16 protein-coding genes are annotated in these 19,004 nt (G+C 61.4%); 5 read left to right on the plus strand and 11 right to left on the minus strand.

The genetic code is table 11. The features are described from left to right. Positions 1-83: 83 nt before the first annotated feature. Entirely contained in the window at positions 84-869 is a 786-nt protein-coding gene (locus OHL16_RS09940) for a hypothetical protein (RefSeq protein ID WP_263366962.1), read from the minus strand. A 19-nt stretch (positions 870-888) separates the two neighbouring features. Between OHL16_RS09940 and OHL16_RS09945 the strand changes: the two genes are divergently transcribed. From OHL16_RS09945 to OHL16_RS09955, 3 genes are all read left to right on the plus strand, one after another. Then, complete coding sequence (locus OHL16_RS09945; RefSeq protein ID WP_263366963.1) at positions 889-1,218, plus strand: hypothetical protein; 330 nt, start codon at positions 889-891, stop codon at positions 1,216-1,218. A 120-nt stretch (positions 1,219-1,338) separates the two neighbouring features. Continuing rightward, on the plus strand, positions 1,339-3,105 hold the full coding sequence (locus OHL16_RS09950) for a M20/M25/M40 family metallo-hydrolase (RefSeq protein ID WP_263366964.1): 1,767 nt from the start codon (positions 1,339-1,341) through the stop codon (positions 3,103-3,105). 166 nt (positions 3,106-3,271) lie between these two features. Beyond that, positions 3,272-4,828 carry a hypothetical protein gene (locus OHL16_RS09955; RefSeq protein ID WP_263366965.1) on the plus strand — a complete coding sequence of 519 codons (1,557 nt, stop codon included), beginning with the start codon at positions 3,272-3,274 and terminating at the stop codon, positions 4,826-4,828. Between the two features lie 130 nt (positions 4,829-4,958). Here OHL16_RS09955 and OHL16_RS09960 read toward each other — a convergent pair whose 3' ends face one another. Both OHL16_RS09960 and accD read right to left on the minus strand, forming a co-directional pair. Continuing rightward, complete coding sequence (locus OHL16_RS09960; RefSeq protein ID WP_263366966.1) at positions 4,959-5,804, minus strand: class I SAM-dependent methyltransferase; 846 nt, start codon at positions 5,802-5,804, stop codon at positions 4,959-4,961. A gap of 109 nt (positions 5,805-5,913) precedes the next feature. Next, a complete protein-coding gene (gene accD, locus OHL16_RS09965; protein WP_263366967.1) occupies positions 5,914-6,771 on the minus strand; it encodes an acetyl-CoA carboxylase, carboxyltransferase subunit beta in 858 nt (285 codons plus the stop codon). 215 nt (positions 6,772-6,986) lie between these two features. On the opposite strand from accD, the gene OHL16_RS09970 reads away from it, so the two are divergent. Continuing rightward, positions 6,987-8,678 (plus strand): energy transducer TonB, encoded by a 1,692-nt coding sequence (locus tag OHL16_RS09970; RefSeq protein WP_263366968.1) that lies wholly within the window; start codon positions 6,987-6,989, stop codon positions 8,676-8,678. Between the two features lie 55 nt (positions 8,679-8,733). Here the strand turns inward: OHL16_RS09970 and cobO are convergent, their stop codons facing one another. Both cobO and OHL16_RS09980 read right to left on the minus strand, forming a co-directional pair. Further along, entirely contained in the window at positions 8,734-9,297 is a 564-nt protein-coding gene (cobO, locus tag OHL16_RS09975; protein ID WP_263366969.1) for a cob(I)yrinic acid a,c-diamide adenosyltransferase, read from the minus strand. Between the two features lie 54 nt (positions 9,298-9,351). Continuing rightward, entirely contained in the window at positions 9,352-9,807 is a 456-nt protein-coding gene (locus OHL16_RS09980; protein ID WP_263366970.1) for a 23S rRNA (pseudouridine(1915)-N(3))-methyltransferase RlmH, read from the minus strand. Positions 9,808-10,141: 334 nt separating this feature from the next. Between OHL16_RS09980 and OHL16_RS09985 the strand changes: the two genes are divergently transcribed. After that, positions 10,142-13,456, plus strand: coding sequence for a TonB-dependent receptor (locus OHL16_RS09985; protein ID WP_263366971.1), 3,315 nt, complete (start codon positions 10,142-10,144; stop codon positions 13,454-13,456). 109 nt (positions 13,457-13,565) lie between these two features. On the opposite strand, the gene rsfS is transcribed toward OHL16_RS09985, so the two are convergent. The 6 genes from rsfS to OHL16_RS10015 form a co-directional block, all read right to left on the minus strand. After that, the gene (rsfS, locus tag OHL16_RS09990; RefSeq protein WP_263366972.1) at positions 13,566-14,198 is read right to left on the minus strand and encodes a ribosome silencing factor; all 633 of its coding nucleotides are present in this window, start codon (positions 14,196-14,198) and stop codon (positions 13,566-13,568) included. A gap of 90 nt (positions 14,199-14,288) precedes the next feature. Next, positions 14,289-15,908: a sulfatase-like hydrolase/transferase gene (locus OHL16_RS09995; RefSeq protein ID WP_263366973.1), complete on the minus strand. Its 1,620-nt coding sequence runs from the start codon at positions 15,906-15,908 to the stop codon at positions 14,289-14,291. A 4-nt stretch (positions 15,909-15,912) separates the two neighbouring features. Next, a complete protein-coding gene (locus OHL16_RS10000; protein ID WP_263366974.1) occupies positions 15,913-17,301 on the minus strand; it encodes a class I SAM-dependent methyltransferase in 1,389 nt (462 codons plus the stop codon). An 8-nt stretch (positions 17,302-17,309) separates the two neighbouring features. Further along, positions 17,310-17,534 carry a hypothetical protein gene (locus OHL16_RS10005; protein WP_263366975.1) on the minus strand — a complete coding sequence of 75 codons (225 nt, stop codon included), beginning with the start codon at positions 17,532-17,534 and terminating at the stop codon, positions 17,310-17,312. Positions 17,535-17,807: 273 nt separating this feature from the next. Continuing rightward, positions 17,808-18,428 carry a nicotinate-nucleotide adenylyltransferase gene (gene nadD / locus OHL16_RS10010; protein WP_263366976.1) on the minus strand — a complete coding sequence of 207 codons (621 nt, stop codon included), beginning with the start codon at positions 18,426-18,428 and terminating at the stop codon, positions 17,808-17,810. Further along, entirely contained in the window at positions 18,422-18,934 is a 513-nt protein-coding gene (locus tag OHL16_RS10015; protein WP_263366977.1) for a hypothetical protein, read from the minus strand. The genes nadD and OHL16_RS10015 overlap by 7 nt, the downstream gene beginning before the upstream one ends. Between the last annotated feature and the right edge of the window lie 70 nt (positions 18,935-19,004).

Consider the following 19,004-nt stretch of genomic DNA (forward strand, 5'->3'; position numbering starts at 1 on the left):
ACCTGGGAGACTGATCGCCGAAGTCCGGACCTAAAATCTCTACTTCGAAGACTTTGCACACTTTTGTCGGGGTGGGGGGATAATCAGGCGCGACGCCGGTACCGGATGGCGAACTCGTAGTTGGGGTTCGGTGGGAAGAGTTTGGCGATGAGGCGGAGGCGTTCTGCCAGAGCCTGCGGGGCGAGCAGCGGGTACTCGCGCTCGCGCAGCTCGGAGTAGTCGAAGTCGATGGCCAGCGAGAGCAGGTAGATCGCGACGGCGTCGGAGAACGACGACTCGAGGAAACTGGTGCGGGCCTTCTCGTCGACGATGAGCCTGCCGTCGACGCGGCCGAGGCGGGCTTCGGGAGCGAGGGCGAGGTTGCGGCTCTCCCACGCATCCTGGCTGGTCTCTCCACGCACATCGGCGACGGCCTGGGCCCAGGCGAGCTGGTCGAAGCTCTCGGGGACTCCTGCGGCATCGACGAAGGCGTGGCCGGCGTTGATGAAGAACTCGAAGGCCAGGGCGAAGCGGTCGCCTAGCAGCCGCGTGGAGATGAAGACTCCTTCGGCGTCGCCGAGCGCGACGTTGCGGTGGCAGATGGCCTGGTCGCTCAGCTCGGGCGTGTAGACGGGCGAGATGAGCGTGGGCTCGCTGGAACGGCTCTCTCTGAGAGCAAGCGGGACGAAGTAGTAGTGCTTGCGCTGGAGCGCGGCGGTGATGGTTGTGGGCACGGCCTCCACCATGCGCTCAAGGTCTTTGGGGTCAACGTGCGTGTCGCCATACGCGGCGTAGTTGATTCCGTTGGAGGCCCTGCGCACGGCCGTCTCTCGCGCAACCTGTGTTGCCTGGACGAGTCCGCCCAGTCCGCTCTGAACACCTTCTGTCATAACGCAGTATTCTACTTGTATGACGCAAGCATCGCAGAACGGAGGCCAGGTCGCCTCGCAAAAGACGGGTCAGGCTACGGGACAGGGCAGGCTGTTGGGGGTTCCGCTGGGGGACCTGGGCTGGTTCGCCACGCTGCTGATGGGGGCGGCGACGGGCTTCATGGCGTTCTTCGCGGCGACGTTTGTGGGGATCATAAGCATCCTGTTCTACAACTCGTCGGGACATCATGCGGTGGACTACGCGGTGAGTTATCGCGATGTGGGTCTGCCGGTGGGGATTGTCGTTCTGGCGGCGGCGTGGGGCTACCTGGGAACGCTGCGAGTGCGGCGGATGCTCCGGCGCGGATAGTGCGGCTCGTCACATTTTTGCGGGTTGTCCTTTCATCAGGCGCGAAACATTTTCGCCTGCAAGTGCGTCCTCCTGCTATGCTTCGCACCTAGCTGCAAATTTCCGGGAGGACCACCACGCATGTCATTCGCACGCACCTTTGCGCGCTGGAGCTGTTGTTCGGCTGCCATCGCAGGCCTTGCTATTCCATCCGTCGCCGCCGATAAGAAGGAGGCAATCGAGACGGCGCCCTCGTACTACGGCACACAGCCCGCTACGGAAAGCATCGATCTGACGATGTACGCGCGGATTCGCGAGGAGGGGTTCAAGCACTCGCACGTGATGGACTTTGCCGACGCGCTGACGAACGGCATCGGGCCGCGGCTTACGGGCTCACCGAACATGGCCAGGGCCAACGACTGGACGAAGGAGACGCTGACAAAGATTGGCCTCACGAATGCGCACCTTGAGGACTGGGGCGAGTTCGGCATGGGCTGGCAGCAGATCAACACGTGGGGACGAATGATCACTCCCGACCCAGAGCCGCTGTGGCTGCAGGCCGCTCCCTGGTCTCCAGCGACCAATGGACCGGTCACGGGCGAGGCGGTCTATATCAACATCCAGGACGCGAAGGAACTCGACAAATACAAGGGCAAGCTGAAGGGCAAGATTGTGCTCTTCGGCGCGCTGCGCACGACGCCTGACATCACCGATCCGCTCTTCCATCGCTACACCGACGAACAGCTGGCGGAGATGGAGAAGTACCCGGTGAGCGACGGGCAAGGTGTTCCGAATCTGCAGCAGATGATCGCTGACCGCGCGCGGCTGCAGCAGCTTCGCACGGCGGCAATGAAGATGATGACGGAAGAGGGAGTGGCCGCAATCATCACTCCCTCGCGCGATGGCCGCAACGGCGGCGGCGCGGGAATCATCTTCGACGACAACGGCGCGAACCTTGCCCGCAGTGCACAGGTGAAGGAGAACGCAGTCACGATTCCCAACGCCGTGATGATGATCGAGCACTACAACCGGGTGGCGCGGCTGCTGGAGAACCACGTTCCGGTAACGGTGGAGCTGAACATTGAGACGAAGTTCACGGGCGACCACGAGCACGGATTCGATACCGTGGCCGAGATTCCGGGGAACGATCCGAAGCTGAAGGACCAGGTGGTGATGGTGGGGGGCCACCTCGATAGCTGGATCTCCGGCACGGGTGCGACGGACAACGGCGCGGGCTCGGTTGTCGCGATGGAGGCAGTCCGGATCCTGAAGGCGCTGGGGGTGAAGCCGCGGCGCACGATTCGCATCGCGCTGTGGTCGGGCGAGGAGCAGGGGCTGTTCGGTTCGCAGGGCTACGTGAAGCAGCACTTCGGCACCTTTGCCGAGCCGGAGCATCCCGATCCGGCGAGCATGCCCGCCTTCATGCGTCGGCGCGGAAAGCTGACGACGACGAAGGAGTGGGAGACGCTCGACGCCTACTACAACCTCGACAACGGCACGGGCAAGGTCCGCGGCGTGTACACGCAGGAGAACTACGCCATCGGACCGATCTTCGCGCAGTGGATCGCTCCGCTGAAGGACCTGGGCGTGACGACGGTCAGCTACCGCAACACGGGCGGGACCGATCATCTCTCCTTCGATGCAGTTGGTCTGCCGGGCTTCCAGTACATCCAGGACCCGATGGACTACGAGACCCGCACGCATCACTCGGACATGGACAGCTATGACCGGCTGCATGCGGCGGACCTCGAACAGGCTGCGGTGATCGAGGCGATCTTCCTCTACAACACGAGCGAGCGCGAGGCGATGATGCCGCGCAAGCCGTTCCCGCATCCGGAGCTCGATCAGCAGAAGAGCCAGCCGGTTCCTGGGATGTATCCGAACGCGGCTGCGCCTGAGGCGAAGTAGCGGCTGATTCAAAGGCAGTGAAAGGCGGCGAGGGCAAAATGCTCTCGCCGCTTCCTCTTTTGCGGGAAGATTTACGATTTAGTCGTTGTAAATCCGCCTATCGTGAGTATGGTTAGTAGCGCGCAGCAAATGGGATTTGCCGGATTCCAGCGGCCGGGAGTAAGTCATGAGGGTTAGCTGCAACATCTCGATAGCAGTATTCGCTCTGGCTCTGACGATTCCGCCGCGTGGTAGCGCGCAGGAGACACATAGCCATCCTGCGCCCGAAAAGCTCGGTAGTGTCTCGTTCCCGACTTCGTGCAATCCAGCGGTCCAGCAGGAGTTTCAGCGTGGCGTCGCGCTCCTTCACTCGTTCGCTTACGAGGTATCGCGGCAGGCCTTCCGTGATGTGAGTGCGTCTGACCCGAAGTGCGCTATGGCACATTGGGGCATTGCGATGACGTATTACCACCAGCTATGGGAGCCGCAGATCACACAGTCTGATACGGAGAAGGGTCTCTCCGAGATGCAGGAGGCGAAGCAGCTCGGAAGCCCTCTTGAGCGGGAGAGTATGTTGATCGGTGCTCTCTCAACGTTTTATGCAGATGCCGACCGTGTCCCTTTGCGCGACAGAGCTGTGGCTTACGAGCGGTCGATGGCGCAGGTGGCGAGCCGTTTCCCAACGGACACCGAAGCCCAGGTCTTCTATGCGCTTTCTCTGCTCGCGACCGCGTCGGCGATGGATCGGACGCACGCCAACCAGAAGCGGGCAGTAGCTGTCCTTGAGCCACTCAACCAGAGGTATCCGCGACATCCGGGAATCGTTCACTATCTGATCCACGCTGAAGACAATGCGGAGATGGCTGCTCAGGGTCTGGAAGCAGCTCGGAGTTATGCCAGGATTGCGCCTTCCGCTCCGCATGCGCTTCATATGCCGTCGCACATTTACACCAGGCTCGGTCTATGGCAGGAGTCGGTGTCTTCCAACCTTGCAGCGCGGGCAGCGGCTCATGAGCAAGGTGACCTTGGTGAAGAGCTGCATGCGATGGACTACCTGGTGTACGCCTATCTGCAGATGGGACGCCACGAAGATGCGGACCGAATTCGGCTCGAGGTGAAACGGATGACCGCGCTGCCCGTCGACACGTTCAAGATTGGATATGCTGGGACGGCAATTCCGGTGCGCTATGCCGTGGAGAGAAACGATTGGGCAATGGCCTCTGTGCTGGAGCCATTTACTGATTCGCCGCCGCAGGTGCAAGCTATGGTCTTCTGGTCACGTGCGGTAGGCTTCGCTCGTGAGGGTAAGCCAGGCAGCGTGAAACTTGAGATCGATAAGCTGCAGCGGGTGTTCGAAGACCTACAAAAGACTGGCCACACCTACTGGGCGGAGCAGGTCGACATTCAAATTCAGGAGGCAAGAGCCTGGCTGTCTCGCGCGTTAGGGAAGAATGAGGAGGCCGTACAACAGATGCGTGCTGCGGCTGACAAGGAGGATGCGATCGAAAAGCTGCCAATCACCCCTGGGCCGGTTATTCCCGCCCGCGAGCAGCTGGGCGAGCTGTTGCTGCAGGTTGGACAGGGTGGGGCTGCCCTGAACGAGTTTGAGAGGTGTCTCGCGATCGCACCAGGGAGGCGAGGTTCTGTCGCGGGAGCTTTGCAGGCGGCCACATCGGCACATAACCAAACCAAAGCGGAGTACTTTAGAGCGCAATTCAATAGTCTTGGTCGCACCGAACCGTAATTCGTCACCCAATTAATAGATCGGTCCGAAGCCCGCGATGAAGCTGCGAAGGATGGGGCACGCGGCTAGGGCGTTGCGTACCGCTTTTCTAAGTGACCTGACCGGTCGTCTCATCCCACGATTGACAGCGCTAAGTCCACGCACTGAGGAGGCGGCCGGCGGAGCCGAGGAGCTTGAGGTTGTCGGTGCGCTTCGAGAAGTAGCGGGCGTTGAGCTCCGGCGTGCCGAGGTCTTCGATGCCGCGGAAGGCGGTGAGTTCGAGGGCGATCTCTTCGGGGGTGAAGAAGAGCTGGAACGGCTCACCGGCGAGCTGGACGCGCGAGGCGAGAGAGTCGTGCGCGAGCTGCTCGAAGAAGGGAAGCGCGGAGCGCGGCTGGCTGTAGTCCATTACGACGCCGCTGCCTGCAGGGGACTTTGCGATGAAATCGAGTGTCGCACGGAAGGCCGCATGCGTGAGGTAGGGGACGACTCCGAGCCAGGCGAAGAAGGTGCGGGCGTGTGGGTCGAAGCCCGCAGCGAGGAGTTGCGCTGGGAGCGTCTGGTGCTCGAAGTCGATGGGTGCGTAGGTGAGGCCCTGCGGCGTGGGAAGGTTGCCGCCTTCGAGAAGCTCTCGCTTCCACTGCTGCGTAGCGGGATGGTCGACCTCGAAGACGTGCAGGTCTGGGTGAGGGTTGCGGTGCGCGAACGTGTCGAGTCCGGCTCCAAGCAGGACGTACTGCGTGGCTCCGTCGGCGACGGCGCGGGCGAGCATGTCCTCGGCGTAGCGGCTGCGCGCTACGAGGAAGGCGCGGAGGGCGACGGAGAAGGGCTTGTGCAGCTTGGTCGCCGTACGCTCGACCTCGGGGAGGTACGCGTTACCGAGGATGGGGACGGCGATGGGGTCGGGGAAGACGAGCGGCTGTGCGTCGTAGATCTGGTGCGCGGCGCGGCGCATTGCTACGCGCAGCGCGGTGCGGGATGGACGTGCATGCTCCATGGTTTCAGGGTACAGGCAGCGGCCACGGATGCGCGCAGATCGGCGGACCAGACGGGCAGTTTAAATCAGTTCTTTATCCGTGTTCGTCGGTGTGAATCCGTGGTCGTACTCAGTTGGTCGGATGAGTTGAAACGTTCATCCACGTGAGGGCCTGGATGAGGTACTGCTTCATCTCCTTGCGCGGCACGATGGCGTCGAGGAAGCCATGTTCGAGCAGGAACTCGGAGCGCTGGAAGCCATCGGGGAGCTTCTGGCGAATGGTCTGCTCGATGACGCGCGGGCCGGCGAAGCCTATGAGCGCGCCGGGCTCGGCGATGTTGAGGTCGCCCAGCATGGCGAAGCTCGCGGTGACGCCGCCGGTGGTGGGGTCCGTCATCACGGAGATGTAGGGGATATTCTCGTCGTCCATCTTTGCGAGGCCGGTGGAGATCTTGGCGAGCTGCATCAGCGAGGCGATGCCCTCCATCATGCGCGCTCCACCTGAGGCCGAGATGATGATGAGTGGATGGCGGGTCGCGAGCGAGCGGTCGACCGCGAGGGCGATGGTTTCGCCGACGACCGAGCCCATGGAGCCGCCGATGAAGCTGTACTCCATCGCGCTGAGGACGACGTCATGTGGGCCGAGCTTGCCGACGGCGTTGACGATGGCGTCGTTGAGGCCGGTCTTCTTCTGGGCTTCGACGAGGCGCTTCTTATAGGGCTTCAGGTCGGTGAACTCGAGCGGGTCGGTCGAGCGCAGGTCGAGATCGACGAGCTGGTAGCCAGGCTCAAGCAGTTTGTCGATGCGCGAGCGCGCGTCGAAACGAAAGTGGTGGCCGCACTTAGGGCAGACCTGCAGGTTGGCCTCGAGCTCCGCCTTGAAGATGACCTGGCGGCAGTGGGGGCAACGCACCCAGAGACCTTCGGTGCGGACTGTCCTCTGCTCGACGTTGAGGATCTCGTTGTCTTCGCGTTTGAACCAGCTCATGCGTTCGATGCCTTCCAGAGTGCCTCGACTATTGTACTGAAGCGCGGAGACGGCAAGGATATCGTCGAACCTGATGGGCAATCCGCGCGCCGGTTGAGGCCGACGGGGACCGACTTGGCCTCATCGTTCGTCCGTATGTCTCTTGTATGGCTGGGGATGTAACTTACGCCCACAGACGGGGCTTCTGAGGTTATCATTGCATCCAGGTATGTCGCATGTTGTCGCGACCCAACGCGAAGCCCAGCGCCGGAAGTAGCTCTAGGCCAGTCGATCCCTGCATCCGGAAGATTCAGTCTGTATTCGACATGCATGGGGTTGCCTTCGGATCGCCTGATGATCTGCGAGGCTTCCTCGATCAATTGCGCGAGAACAAGCGTCTTGCCATGGACTTCTGGTCTCTCACCGGAAAGCTTAGGGACGCGGACGAGCACGAGTTATCGGGTGACCGGCTTCTAGGCGTCATTCTTCAGAGCCTGACCGGCCGCGAGGTTGCTGAGGTTCGCGCGGCAGGACCGCAGCAAAGCGGGCAGGTCGACGAACTGGTAAGTCTGCTGGCGGGTGTGGATGTGCACAACCCGCTGAACCCGCCACCGCCTTCGCGGCCAGCAGGGCCAGCTGTAGATCACGGGCTCCCCGAAGCTCTTGCCCCTGAGCGATATCGGTTGGAAGAGGCTTTGTCGCGATTGATGCGCAGCGGCGTTGAGCTAAGGCGGACCCTCGACACCTTTGAGGACAGCAAGGCGCACCGCGAATGGCAGCCTCGCGCATCAGCGCCGGCGACGCCATCTCCCCCCGAGGACGCAACGCCATCGCCTTCCCCCTGTTCTTCGCGGGAGGACTCGTTGCCGGTTCCGAAGACGTCGATCGAGGAGCCTGTGCCAATCGACAGGCCAAAGAGAGAAGCGGAGAGGCCTCGTCAGACTGGGCCGCAGTCTGCGCGGCAGCCTTTGCAGCCCGTAGTGCCTGTGCAGTTTGTACGAGACCCCGTGCCGATTACAAGAACGCCTGTGGAGCCCGAACGGCCTGCACAGACGGTGGAAGAGCTCGTGCGGTCCGTGCAGCAGACAGCCAGAGCAAGGCTGATTCTAACGGAGGATAGGGCGCCTGCCGCGCCTCGAACGTCTTCGAACGTGGAACTCCTGGAGGAGGACGCTGTGCCGCCGGCCAAACGCAGCGACGCGGCTTGGTACTGGGCCATGCTGGGCGCACTGGTTGTCTGCCTCATCCTGATACGTCTCAGCACGTGGCACGAATTTCCCGCCCCTGCGGAGGGAGCAGCAGGCGTGGTCTCCTCTACGCGGGCTTCAAGTGAGCCTGCGGCGACCTCTCAAGTGCTTGACTCGACAAAAGTGCCTAAGCCTGTAGTCACCCCTTCGGCGCCGGAGGCTACAAAGACGTCGGCGCCGGCGGGAGTGGTGGAGCCCACGAGAGTGCCGGAGCCGAAAAGAGCCGCAAGAAACGGCGCGGCAGGCAGGCGTGCGGAAAAGTTCCGTTCTGTACCATCGCCTGAAGCGAGTGCGCCGCCGCCCCCGGTGCAGTCCCCGGATTCAGATCGTATTGGCGTGTCGCATGAGGACGCCAGCATCACGTCAAGCGCAGGCGGCGAGGCCGAAGCAGCGGTCAACGTGCCGGCCTCTGTGATGGAGGCGCGTCTCGCGTCATCGCGTGTGCCTAGTTATCCCGAGACTGCCAAAGCCAGTCACGTCGAGGGGCGGGTTGTGCTCGAGGCCACCATCGCGAAGGATGGCAGCGTCGGCCATCTGCGCGTGCTCGAGGGCGATCCGCGGCTGCGGAGCGCGGCAACGGAGGCGGTCTCAAGGTGGCGCTACCGGCCTTACATGCTGAACGGAAAACCGGTCGAGGTGAATACGACGGTTCGTGTGGACTTCAGACTGCCGAATCCTTAACGCACCTCATCCTCAGAACACTCCAGTCGTGTTCAGCTCAGAGTCAGCTCGAGTGTTAGAACTCGATGCCGCGCTGCGCGAGGATCCCCTTCTGGTAAGCGTGCTTGACCTCGCGCATCTCGGTGACCGTGTCGGCCAGCTCGACCAGTGTGGGGTGCGCGTTGCGTCCGGTGAGGATAACGTGGACCATCTCGGGCTTGGCGCGCAACACCTCGGCCACCTTCTCGGGGTCGAGCATCTTGTAGCCGATCGCGTAGTTGATCTCGTCGAGCACAACGAGGTCCCACTCGCCGGAGAGGATCGCCGCGGCGGCCTCGTTCCACGCCTCTTCGACCATTCGGATATCCTCGGGATCGGTCTCGGCGCCGCCGACCTTCACGAAGCCGCGCCCCATCTGCTTCATGACGAACGCGGGACCTTCAGGAGTGCCGAGCGCTTTGCCGAGCGCTTCGGCGGCGTCGAGCTCGCCGTAGTGCCAGGAGCCTTTGAGGAACTGCAGGATGAGCACCCGCATGCCGTTGCCTGCGGCGCGAAAAGCCGTGCCAAGGGCCGCTGTGGTCTTGCCCTTGCCTGGGCCTGTGTTAATAAGGATGAGTCCACGACGAGAGGTTTCGACCATACCGACAGCATAGGAGAAGAGCGGGCCGAAGGTAAGCCCCCCCGGGCGTGGCCTTCAGTGGCCCGAGTGGTACGGGTGTCCGGCAAGGATGGTGAAGGCGCGGTAGACCTGCTCGGCCAGCACCACGCGCGCGAGCTGATGGGGCAGCGTAATGCGGCCCAGCGAAAGCAGCAGGTCGGCGCGCTGGCGGGCTGCGTCGGACCAGCCGTCCGCCGGGCCGATGGCCATGACGAGCCGCTGGGTGCCATCGTCGCGAAGCCGGCCGATCGTGCCGGCCAGCTCTTCGGAGGAGAGCTGCTTGCCCCGGCTGTCGAGGAGGATGGCGTGGGCGGCCGAGCGGCCGGGCTGGCGGGTTAGCCAGTCGAGCAGCGCCCCCTCGGTGTCGAAGAGCTGGGAGTCGCAGGGGGTGTAGCGGGCCGTGCGCTCGAGGTAGTCGGCCAGCAGGCGGTCCGAGGGTTCGGACTTGGTTCGGGAGCGTCGAGGAACCACAGCAGCTAGGGTGATCTTCATTTCTGGAAATAAACGCTCATCCGGAAAATTCGACTCCTTGTCCCCAAATTATAGGATTCCATATTTCTCTCAGGCGTTTTCACTCGAGGTGATCTGGGGATTCTTGCAGAATCAACTGGAAATCATGGCAATTCTTGTAGCTGTGCGTATGGCACGTAACGTGCACACTATAACGGGCGAAAGTACACAGGCCAAGTACGGCGGCTGGAAGAAGGCGGCTAAAACGGGCCATAGGTGAGCTTATGCGAAGTCCTGCTGAGCTGACTTTATTTGCGAGAACCCAAGAACAAAGGTCCAGATTTGCAAGTTCCATTAGAACTTCAGGAGTCGACCTATGCGTTCTAACAGTCTAGTAGTCACAATGTTCCTCTTCTTCGTCTTGGTTGGCGCTGGTCTCGCGCAGACCAGCAAGGGAATTGTCGCTGGCGTCGTACGGGACGCCTCGGGTGCGGTGATTTCGGGCGCCACAGTGACGGTTACGAACCAGGATACAACCGAGACCCGAACTACCACGACGGCCTCGACCGGCGCCTATCGTGTGGAAGCCATCAACCCGGGTACGTACAAGATCCACGTCGATATGACCGGGTTCCGCGCCGAGGAGATTACCGACCTGAAGGTGCTTCCCTCGGTGGTGACCACATATGACGCGGTCCTGAACGTCGGTTCGGTCGGCGAGACGATCAGCGTAGAGGCCATCAGTAACGAGATCAACAGGGAGAACGGCCAGCTTTCGGGAACCGTCGATACCAAAGAGCTGCAGACGGTGCCGATCTTTTCGCTGAGTCCGTTCGAACTGGTGGCGACGCTTCCAGGCGTGCAGTTGGTCAACCCGAACCTTAATCTGGGCGGCATTGCCGGAAATTACACGCAGCTCACCGTGAACGGAGCGAGACCCCGCAGCAACAATTACCTGCTCGACGGTCAGGACATTAATGACGTTGGCATCGGCGGCCAATCGTTCAATCCCCAGGTGCCTGACATGTATCAATCGACAACAGTGCTACTAAACTCATCCTCATCTGAATATGGCCGGTCTGGTGGGGCGATCATCAACCTGGTGACCAAGAGCGGCACCAACAAGTATCACGGGACGGCCTTCGAGCTTTACTCCGGCTCAGGCCTGAATGCGCTGGATGGACTTACCCGAAAGGGCAAGCCCTTCCCCCCGGGAAGCCCGAATCCGAAGGCGCGCTTCAACCAGCATCAGTTCGGGTTTACGCTGGGCGGGCCGCTCTGGAAGGACAAGCTGTTTGCCTTTGGCGGATCGCAGTGGACGCGCTTCTACGGAAAGAGCAATACGCCGAATACGATCGAGCTTCCTGACCAGCAGGGCTACAATCTTTTGACGGCTATCGGCGGACAGCAGGTTGCGCTGCTGCAGGGGCTGCTGAACAGCGGCAGCTATCTGAAGGAGTATGCCAACCAGAGCATCGCCACCGGGCCTCCTGAACTCATTCCGATCAGCGACCGGCCTGGATGCAGGGGCGGCTGTACCCTCACGACCGCGAACTTTCTCCGGCCCCCGGTGACGCAACAGCAGCCCGATACGCAATGGCTTTACCGGATCGACTTTATTCCCCGGCCGAGCGACACGTTCACAGTGCGTTATCTGCACGATCGCTCGAACTTTTCTCCTGACCTTTCATTGAACACCTCCGGTCTTCCTGGTTTCGACGGCGAGGTTGGTGGTCCTGTAGAGTTGGCCGAGGTGACTTGGACGCACGTCTTCACACCGCACCTGTTGAACGAATTTCGGGCCTCGGAGGTTCGGCTCGGCTTCCTCTTTGACCTGACGCCGGAGGCGAAGGCCAACCCACTATCCAAGACGTTTAACCTGAACTTTTTGGACAACAATTTTCCTGTGCTGGGAATTTCTCAGAATATTCCCCAGGGCCGCAAGCAGGAGCTGTATCAGTTCCAGGATACGGTGGGCTGGACAAAGGGCAAACAGTCTCTCCGCATGGGCGCTGACGTTGGCCGGGATCTTGAGATTGATCTCGTGGCGCAGCTCGCATTGGGCGAGCTCGACTTCAACGCCGGTGGAACGACCGCGAGCAACGGCCTGTCAGCGGTTGACAACTTCCTCGACAACCAGCTTGGAACCTCTGGTTTTGCGCGGAAGACCTTTGGACCGACGCGAGTGGATCCACATCTCTGGAAGATCGGCGCCTTTATTCAGGACGACATCAAGCTCTCGCCACAGCTCACGGTCAACCTGGGCGTCCGCTATGACTACGTTACGGTGCCGGACAATGTGCTCAAGTACCCTGCAGTCGATCCTCACAATCCGTACGCTCCCATCGACACGGTCGTGAAGGTGCAGAAGGACACGAACAACATCGGGCCGCGCATAGGGTTCGCCTTTGTGCCAAACACCGGCTTCTTCTCCGACGGCAAGACGGTCATTCATGGAGGAATTGGGGTCTTCTATGACAACGACTTCACCAACATCCTCATCAACACCGCTCAGGCTTCACCAAATGCTCCGACTGGTAACAGGCAGTCCAACGCGCCCGGTGGTCTGCCGGATGCAACCGGGCAGCTTGATTTGATCACACCGGTCCTCGATCCATTGCACTCCCTGGTCCAGAGTGTGGCGAGCAACCTGGTCAATCCTCTGACGTACCAATATAACTTCGGCGTGGAACGGGAGCTTCCGGCAGCGATCAAACTGACGGTGAACTATGTTGGCGCGCGCGGAGAGAAGCTGTTCTCGAACCGGCAGCTGAACTACTTCGGCGGAATCGGCCAGCCCCGACTGAATCCGACGAGGAATGCGATCAACATCCGCGATAACCGGGCCGACTCGAACTACAACGCCGCTCAGGTCGAGGTCTCGCGCAACTTTGTTCACGGTCTCTTCTTCCGGGCATCGTACGCTTTCGCAAAGAATCTGGACGATGCGTCAGAGGTTTTTGCTACGTTTGCCTCGCCCACATCGTATTCGGCAAACCTGGCCGGAGACGGATTGCATCAGGACTGGGGCAATTCGGTATGGGACAGGCGGCATGTCGCTTCCTTTGAGTATGTCTACTCGCCTCCCGGATTGCACTCGGATAATCGCGCCGCCAATCTGCTGCTGAGCGCGTTCACTCGCCACATTACGATCTCGGGGACCACTCAGTTTTCATCGGGTCCCTACAGCTCGTTCAACCTGGGGGGACGTGACACCAACGGCGACGGCAGTTCGGCCAACGACAGGCCCCTGATCGGAAACCGGAGGGCCCCGATCACAACGGCCGGAATCGACGGTTACTATCTCAAGGGGGGAAAGCCGGGCGTCTACTACGACGAAGCCCTCTACAACACGCAGAGAGTGCTACATCCTGTGACTACTGATCAGGTGCACTTCCTCGTCCCCCATGGGTCGTTCCTGAGCCAGGAGATCGGGCGCAACAGCTTTGAGAATCCCGGTCAGAGTTTCTGGAATGTAGCTCTCGAAAAAGCCGTTCCAGCACCCTTTACTCATCTCGAAGGAGCGCAGTTCGTGTTTCGCGGAGAAGGGCAGAACGTAGGAAATCACAACAATGTCCTCCCCCTCAACAACAACGTTCTGCAGGTCGGCAATGTCGTCTATCTCGACAAGGTGAGCAAACGTGAACCTACAAACCAGGCCTTCCGGTTGTGGGCGAAGTTTGTCTTCTAGATGTCACCGCACCACTAGTGAGGCGCTCCTCGGAGCGCCTCTTTCTTTGTGCACCAGATGCCGGGAACGGCCTCTTGAAAGGTAAATGAAATACGAGCTGGCCCCGGTCTCAGCGGATCGCTTTCTTGCTCTTCGATGATGGCTTCTTTGGTGTCTTGACCAGGGCTTTCTTCGGAGACGTCTTCTTGGCAGCCTTCTTTGGAGCGGCTTTCTTCGCCGCGGTCTTCTTGGCGGCTACGGGCTTTGTGGCCTTCTTCGCGATCGTCTTCTTTGCGGCTACTTTCTTAGGTGCAACCTTCTTTGGGGTCGCGGCCCTCTCTGCTGCAGCCTTCGTCGGAGCCTTGGCGCGTGTTGCCGCCACCATCGCCTTCACCTCAGCGTTGATGTCGTCGACGCTGAGCGTCTTTGCGGACTTGCGCAGCCGCTCAAGGCCGTAGAAGGCGCGCTTCTCAGGCGAGAAGACGTGGACGATGAAGTCCACGTAGTCCATCAGGATCCACTCGGCCTGACGGCGGCCCTCGACGGAGTTGGGGTACACGCCGAACTCGCGCTTGAGCCGCAGCTCGATCTCGTCCGAGATGGCGAGGTTCTGGCGATCGTTGGTCCCGTTGCAGATCAGGAAGTAATCGGTGAGGCCGCTCTCAGAAGGATCCAGGGCGAGGATGCGGAGGTCTTCGGCTTTCTTGTCTTCGGCAGCGGCGGTGGCGGCCAGCAAGAGCTGGTTGCTTTCAATTGAGGGCATGCGGCTCCTTGAGCTTCCATGGTAGCGGGTCACGCCGGTGGATGCCAACGCGCTGTCAGATGGGATGCGTTCATGAGGGCGAAGGTGGCTCTACTGCTGTGCAGCAGCCCAGGCGGCCAGCTCTGCGGGAGTCTTCAGCTGTCCCTTCAGAACGCCGTCCAGCAGAGCGCGTGTGCGCAGCGTGGCGAAGCGCTCTTCGACGCGGGCCGGAGAGTGCTGCCCGGGCAGCTTTACGATGTAAGCGGGACGGTCGTCGAACTGACCGCCGTGGCTCGCGGTCTGGTCTTCGGGTGTCCATGCGGGGCTTGCTTCCCAGAGCAGGGCCGTTCGCCATGAGTGGTCTCCCATGACGATGACCGCTGAGGAATCCCACTCGCCCCGCTCTTCCAGAACCTGCCGCAGATGGGCGACGTACTGATCGGCCAGTGCGAGGTTATCGATGTAGGAGGAGTTGCCATGGGTTGTAAAGGTCGACGTCTGGCGGTTGTAGATGCCTCCGGGGTGCGGCACCGGCATGTGCAGGTAGGTAAAGTTGGCGGACGAATCCGACAAGAGCCTGTCAGCGGCCGCGAACAGGTCCCGATAGTCCGCGATGTGCATCTCGGCTGCCAGAGAGGCATTCCGGCCAGAGAACGTCTTTCCCTGCAGGGCGGAGATCATACTCGAAAAGAAATGTTGAGCGGGAAGAAGAAGGAGGTCGACAAGCGGTCGATTCTCGTCAACGTCGGGCAGCACCTGAAACGAAGAGTGCGACGACCAGAAACAACGGTCGAGCACTGGCGCAAGGATGCGGCAGTAGGGGTTATACCAACCGGCCACCGACGTACTGTAGCCCGAGTCCAGGGCATCCTGAAAGACAGTATTGTGCGGGTCGAACGGCTGCCATCCATGAGTTCCCGCAACGTGGACACGCAGCTCGCCGGACGCTGAGGATTTGACCTGGTCGATGGGAGTTCCGGTCATCACTCCCGGAACCACAATCGCAGTCGCGTTCGCCGGAGCGACCGCTTGCGTAAACAAGGTCGATTGCGCGGCAAGCCGGTCGAATCCATCCAGCTTCAAACCAGCATAGCGATGCTCGTAGATCTGCTCGTAAGAGAGCTCATCCAGGAGCAGCCAGATAATGCGGTGCCTCGTAGATTGCTGGGAAGCGGCCGGCATGCCCGGCGATGCTATTGCCGCCGTCTGCTGTTGATGCAGTGGCCGTGGCCGGTTTAGCGCGCGAGCCTGCCAGGCAGACCACGCGACCTGACCTGCAAGCAGAGGACTGGTGAACGCGAGAAATGCGAGCACGGTTGAGAAGAACGGCAGCAGGCTTTCAAAGCGGGATCGCAACCACGGCCGCCAGGAAAGAGATGCAACACCGAGAGCCAGCAGGAAGGCAGCCTGTACGCCCAGAATCATACCGTGCCGCATCTTCCATCCGGTGATCATGACGCAGGCCTTCAGCAGCACCCAGGGCATGATCAGCAGAAAGAGCGACCATATTGCCGTACGCAATCGGCTCGATCGGTGGGCCAACAAAAATAATCCAGTGAAGAGGAGCCACGCTGCAGCAAAGTTCATCGCCACGATGAGAAAGACGCCCGTTGCGGGCCCATTCAAGTGATAGATCAACTCGTGCGACGACGAGATGAGAGGAGCAGCGAGGGCCGACGCGCAGAGGGTCGCCGCTCCCAGAGCGACCAGCGCCGGGTGGGTCATCTTCATGGAGCTAGCCTCTCTCGAAGTGGAACAGGATGCGTCCGTTCGCAAGCGTCTGCTCGCTGGCCACGGTAAAGTGCCTTGCGAAGGCCTCGCGGAAGGCGGCCTCGGTGATGTGAGCGTAGATCGCGCCGCGGCCGCGCAGCACCTCCTGGAACTTCGGATCGGCCGGTGGGACCCACTCGAGGATCAGGTTGCGCGACGTCAGCTCGCTGGCCAGAGCGGCGATGCGGCCCAGCGGAATCTGGCTTCCCAGCAGCAGGTGATGGATGACGGCCAGCATCATCACGGTGTCGAACTGTCCGGCGCAGCGGCCTAGAAACGACGCGCACTCGCGGTTCTGCCAGCCGGTCGCCGGAGTGGGATGCGCCAGATCGACGCATAGCGGAAGTATGTTGCGGCCCGCGTCCTTCAAGGCGGTGGCGAGCCGGTCGACGGCCTCGGGGTCGGTGTCGATCGCAACCACCTCGGCCCCCGCATCGGCGGCCAGCATGGAGTACACGCCGGTGTTGCACCCTACGTCGAGCACGCGCTCCGGAGCGCAGGCTTCCAGTACTTTGGCGACGAAGGCCTTCTTTCTGCCGTGGTCGTCGTCGCTGTAGTGGTTTGCGGTCTCGACGTAATCTGACCACGTGGAGTCGCGGCGGCTGGGCGCGGCCTTGCGCATTTGGTCGAGCAGGGTGCGCAACGTCTTCAGGATGACCTGCCGCGCGACGTCGGGGTCGCTGACGGTGCGCGAGGCGAGGCTACTCGAACCGCTGGATATTCCCGAGAGCAGCGAGGGCAGCGTGACGGCCGAGAGCGCCGGCTGACGCAACCGTGCCGGCCAGGAGAGCGCGTTGAAGATCTGCTCCGGTTCGTAGCCGTCGCGGCGCGTGAGCATCACCTGCAGGGGCCAGCCGAGCTGCGAGTGCGCCAGCATCGGCAGCAGAAACGTGCGGACGAACTGCCCATAGGCCAGCCACAGCGGCCGGTTCGGTGCGGCGCGCTCGATCGAGAGCACATCCACGAAGACAGGTCTGGTTCCGCGAAAGAGCACGTTCAGCGGCGTGGCATCCTTGAGCAGCCAGCCCTCTTTCAGGAGGTCGCGGCACAGGTTCAGCGTCAGCTCGGCGGCGGCCAGCCACAGCGCGGGAGGCCACTCCCACGGATAGGACTGGAACGAGACGCGCGGATGCCGCAGCACCAGCGACTCCGTGTCTTCGGTGACAACGATCTCGCTGGCGACGAGCCTGCCGTCGGCGACCAGCTGCGAGGCCATCGGCAGTGCAAGAAACGACAGAATCTCGGTGTCGAACGGTGCATGAACGCTCCGATACGCCCCGTCCGAGCGAAGCTCGACGCTGCCTGCGGGGTCACGAAACGTCGGCAGAAAGGGAAACGCCCTCAGGTTGGCCATGACTCGGCCTACTTGACGGAGGTGTTGTCGGTGCCGGAAGAAGATATGCCGAGGAGGGCCTTAATGCGCCGGCGAAAGTAAAATAGGGCTCCGGTGATAACAGCGCTTGCGCTCTGGTAGACCAGCAGGCTTGAGCCCGGGTCCACGTAGGCGTATGCCGGCCGTTCGAAGAGAATTCCAAGTGACAGAAAGAGAGCGGCAGTTGCCGCATAATAGGTCAGTTTGCGTCTCATGACTGATTCCTTTTGGTGCTTATAGGAAACGGGCTTACGCCTCTGGTTCTCAGAGTAGACACCGATGGTGCCCAGTAGTTTCGTACCGACGTCGCTAATAAACTCTCCGATCTGACTCAAGCGGCTATTACCGTCTTATGTCCCTATCGGCTTTCTACGGAAGATCACCACTTACAGTCGCAGATTCTCTCGAAGAATGAATACAAAATGTCCCAAAGTGGTACATAGGCAGGCAACCGGACTCAGCAACGTTTTATTAGCAACGTCTTATTTCTATCTATATAAATGGTTCTTCGCGATGTAGCGCGCCACTGCCTCCGGGATTAGACCGGTGCAGTCCTCTCCCGCCTCGAGCCGGTGTCTCAGCTCGGTCGCCGAGACCTCCTCGTGCACCGTCTCCACCAGATGCACCCGCTTCCGTTGCTCCGCCGACAAGTCCAGCCCGGCCAGCTCCCGCAGCGGCGACCCCGGACGGCTCACCACGATCCACTCGGCGAGTTCCAGCAATCGGTCCGGCTCGCGCCACTGCCGCAGCGTCAGAAAGCTGTCCGCGCCAGCCACGGAGAACAGCTCCGCCTCCGGCATTTCGCGCCTCAGCGCGTTCAGCGTCTCAACGGTGTAGTTGGGGGAGCCGTTGGGATGCGGTGCGTCGATCGCCGAGGCCTCGAACCGCGAATCCTCTGCACACGCCAGCCGAACCATGGCCAGTCTGTCGGCAAACGGAGCCGCGCTCTCACCGGGTTTCAGTGGCTGGTGGCCCACGGGTGTGAACAGGACCTTCTTCAGCGCGAAGGCGTCCGCCGCGGCCTGTGCGATGCTCAGGTGGCCGTGATGGGGCGGGTCGAACGTCCCCCCGAAGAGGGCGACCCGCTGGCGACCCGCTGCGTTTACCACAGCCGGACGACGAGCCCCGTCGAAAAGATGTTTGCCCTTAACGGACCGCCGTTCGTCCCGCTGTAGGCGTATTCAAGGACGCGCCAGTCGATGTGCGGCACTAGGGTCCAATCGGCCCCAACGACGGCCTGATAGTTCAGGTGATTGCTGCTCGATGAGTTCCCACCGCCGTTATAGCTGGCGACGCCGACCAACCCTTCGATGTACGGCCTAAGTGGCAACACGGGCGGTTTGAAGGCCAGCCGGGGTCCGAGCGCTCCCGTGAAGTAGTTGAAGCCGTTGCGGGAGAGGAAGGTGCCGCGGAAGTCACCGCCAAAGTAGGCGTAGTGGCCGCTCTGCGCGTACAGTCCGACCATGCCGCCGTAAGCCGACGAGGTCGGGCCTGAGGTTATGTTAGCTCCGCTGAATCCGCCATAGATGGCGGTCTGCGCTTCGGTGCGGCGCGGAATGGCGAGAAGGAGGGCGGTGACAAATAAGATCGCAAGCAGTGTGCGGAAGTGCTTCATGGGAGGGCCTCTCCTTTGAGCCTATCGCAGCAGGGCCGTCACTTAGCACCGTTCTGCTGAGCCGAACCAC

Origin of the sequence: Edaphobacter bradus (assembly GCF_025685645.1) — a bacterium.
Lineage (GTDB): Bacteria > Acidobacteriota > Terriglobia > Terriglobales > Acidobacteriaceae > Edaphobacter > Edaphobacter bradus.